A 2,479-nucleotide genomic window follows, 5' to 3' on the forward strand; every position below is an offset into this window, starting at 1 on the left:
CATGGCAGCGCGCCGCCGCCTCGCCGCCGCCGGGCAGGATGAAGTCCTTCAGCGGCGGCAGGGCATCGTTGAACCGGTCCAGGTGCGTTTCCAGGCGCTCGACGTCCTCGCCGCCGATCGCGGCGTGGCCCGGTATGCACAGCTCGCCGCCGAGGTCGAACATCTGGTGTTGTACGCCGGTCAGCAGGGTGCGGACATCGTCGTCGATATGGTCGCAGGCGAGGACCAGGCCGATGCAGGAATTGGCCTCGTCGACGGTGCCATAGGCGGCGACCCGGGCCGAGTCCTTGCCGGTGCGGCTGCCGTCGCCCAGGCCGGTGCTGCCATCGTCGCCGGTGCGGGTGTAAATCTTGGAGAGACGGTTACCCATGATCGGGGGGCGGGGGACGTCACTGCCGGAGCCGCGGCCCGACAGCCCGGTCCCTTATGCCGTCTGCGCCCGCAGCGCCGGAACGCGGCTGCGCAGCAGGGCGAAGCCGCCGAACAGCAGCGCCGAGTAGAACAGGGTGCCGAGCACGGTCCACTGGAAGAACGGGATCGCCGCGGTATAGGCCATGCCCAGGCCGCCGACGCTCTTCGGGTACTCCGGCATCATCAGCCAGGCGCCGAAGTTGCTGGCCACGAAGAACAGCACCGACGCGGCCAGGCCGAAGCCCAGCACCCGGCCGCCGCCGACGCGGCCACGCAGGCCGAAGCCCAGGGCCGTGGTCAGCGCCACGCAGGCATAGCCCAGCCAGATGCCGACGCCGCTGAACCAACTGGCGTAGATGCCGCCGTTGATCGAGGCCAGCGCCAGGTCGGAGATCAGCATCGCGACCAGCGGCACGATGAAGGCCCACTGCCGGGAGGCGAAGTAGGCGCCGCCGAACAACGCGATCGCGGCGACCGGCGAGAAGTTCGGCGGGTGCGGCAGCAGGCGGGTCAGCGCCGCGGCCAGGATCAGGCCGGCGAGCACCATCGGGCCGGCGACGAAGGTGCCGACGGAGGGGCCGGTGGGAGCGGACGGGGAGGCGGTGGCGGCGGGCTTCATCGGACAGGGGAACCGGTACGGACGGAAGGTGTCTAGCATACCCCACCGGCCCGCCTGGACCGCGGCGGGCCCGCCCCCTGCGTTCCCCGGGGGCAGGCGCCGAGGCGCCATGCCGGTAAACTGATGGGCATGCCGAATGCCGCCTCCGCTTCCACGACATCCGCTTCGGGCTCCGACGCATCGGGCCCGGACCCCGCCACTACGACCTGCCACGACGTCCTGATCGTCGGCGGTGGCCTGGTCGGCGCCAGCCTGGCGATCGCGCTCGATCGGATCGGGCTCGACGTCGGCCTGATCGAGGCGGCGCCGCCGGGCTCGTTGCCGGCGGTGTTCGACGAGCGCAACCTCAGCTTCGCCGAGGCCACGGTCAATGCGCTGGAGGCGCTCGGGGTGATGCAGAAGCTGCATGCGCCGACCGGGGCGATCCGTCGCATCCATGTCAGCCGGCGCGGCGACTTCGGCCGCGCGGTGCTGGAGGCGCGCGACCACGGTCGCGAGGCGTTCGGCCAGGTGGTGATCGCCCGCGACTTCGGCGATGCGCTGGAGGCGCGGCTGGCCGAGCTGCCGCGATTGATGCGCTATCGCCCGGTGCTTTTCGTCGGACTGGAGCCGGGCCCGGTCGACGGCGCGCGCGCGGTGCGGGTTTCCGACGGCGGCGGCGAGCGGGTCCTGCGCACCCGCCTGCTGGTGGCCGCCGACGGCACCCGCAGCCAGGTGCGCGAGGCCCTGGGCATCGCCTGCGATTCGCATGATTACGGGCAGACCCTGTTCGTCACCCGCCTGCGTAGCGAGCGGGCGCCCGACGGCACCGCCTACGAGCGTCTTGGCGACCATGGTCCGACCGCGCTGCTGCCGCGCGGCGACCGTCACTTCGGGCTGGTCCACGGGGTCGCCCGCGACGAGGCCGACGCGGTCGCCGCGCTGGACGAGGCCGCGTTCCTGGAACGGGCGCAGCAGGCGTTCGGATGGCGGGTCGGCCGCTTCCTGGCCTGTGGCCGGCCCAGCACCTATCCGGCGATCCGGACCGTCGCCGGCCGTCTGACCGCGCCGCGCGCAGTGCTGGTCGGCAACGCCGCGCAGACCGTGCATCCGATCGGCGCGCAGGGCTTCAACCTCGGCCTGCGCGATGCGCTGACCCTGGCCGAACTGATCGAGGCCGCGCGCGCGGCCGACCCGGCCGCCGATTGCGGCGACGCCGGGCTGTTGGCCCGCTACGTGCGCCGGCGCGGGGACGATCGCGAGCAGACCCTGGCCTTCTCCGACGGTCTGGCGCGGGTGACCGCGAACGATGCCTCGCTGCTGCGCCCGTTGCGCAGTGCCGGGCTGTTCGCGCTGGACCGGCTGCCGTCGGTGCAGGCGGCGATCGTCGGCGGCGCGCTGGGCTACCGTGGCCGGGTGCCGGCGCTGTGCCGGGCCGGGAGCGGCGCATGAGCCGGCGCGACCGTTACG

At 73.2% G+C, this 2,479-nt stretch carries 3 protein-coding genes; 1 reads left to right on the plus strand and 2 read right to left on the minus strand.

The features are described 5' to 3' along the window. Together FKV24_RS03235 and FKV24_RS03240 are read right to left on the minus strand one after the other, a co-directional pair. The coding region (locus tag FKV24_RS03235; protein WP_141481222.1) for a cob(I)yrinic acid a,c-diamide adenosyltransferase at positions 1-370 on the minus strand (370 nt) is incomplete at its 3' end. Between the two features lie 54 nt (positions 371-424). Next, a complete protein-coding gene (locus FKV24_RS03240; RefSeq protein ID WP_141481224.1) occupies positions 425-1,030 on the minus strand; it encodes a DUF6580 family putative transport protein in 606 nt (201 codons plus the stop codon). 123 nt (positions 1,031-1,153) lie between these two features. Here FKV24_RS03240 and ubiH point away from each other — a divergent pair, with 123 nt between their 5' ends. Then, positions 1,154-2,461: a 2-octaprenyl-6-methoxyphenyl hydroxylase gene (ubiH, locus tag FKV24_RS03245; protein ID WP_249040896.1), complete on the plus strand. Its 1,308-nt coding sequence runs from the start codon at positions 1,154-1,156 to the stop codon at positions 2,459-2,461. Positions 2,462-2,479 lie beyond the last annotated feature (18 nt).

The organism is Marilutibacter maris, assembly GCF_006546735.2.
GTDB lineage: Bacteria > Pseudomonadota > Gammaproteobacteria > Xanthomonadales > Xanthomonadaceae > Marilutibacter > Marilutibacter maris.

What these genes read in the sequence shown, in the direction of transcription:
- ubiH (WP_249040896.1), top strand. Translation starts at nt 1,154, where the DNA reads ATGGGCATGCCGAATGCCGCCTCCGCTTCCACGACATCCGCTTCGGGC.
- FKV24_RS03240 (WP_141481224.1), bottom strand. Translation starts at nt 1,030, where the DNA reads ATGAAGCCCGCCGCCACCGCCTCCCCGTCCGCTCCCACCGGCCCCTCC.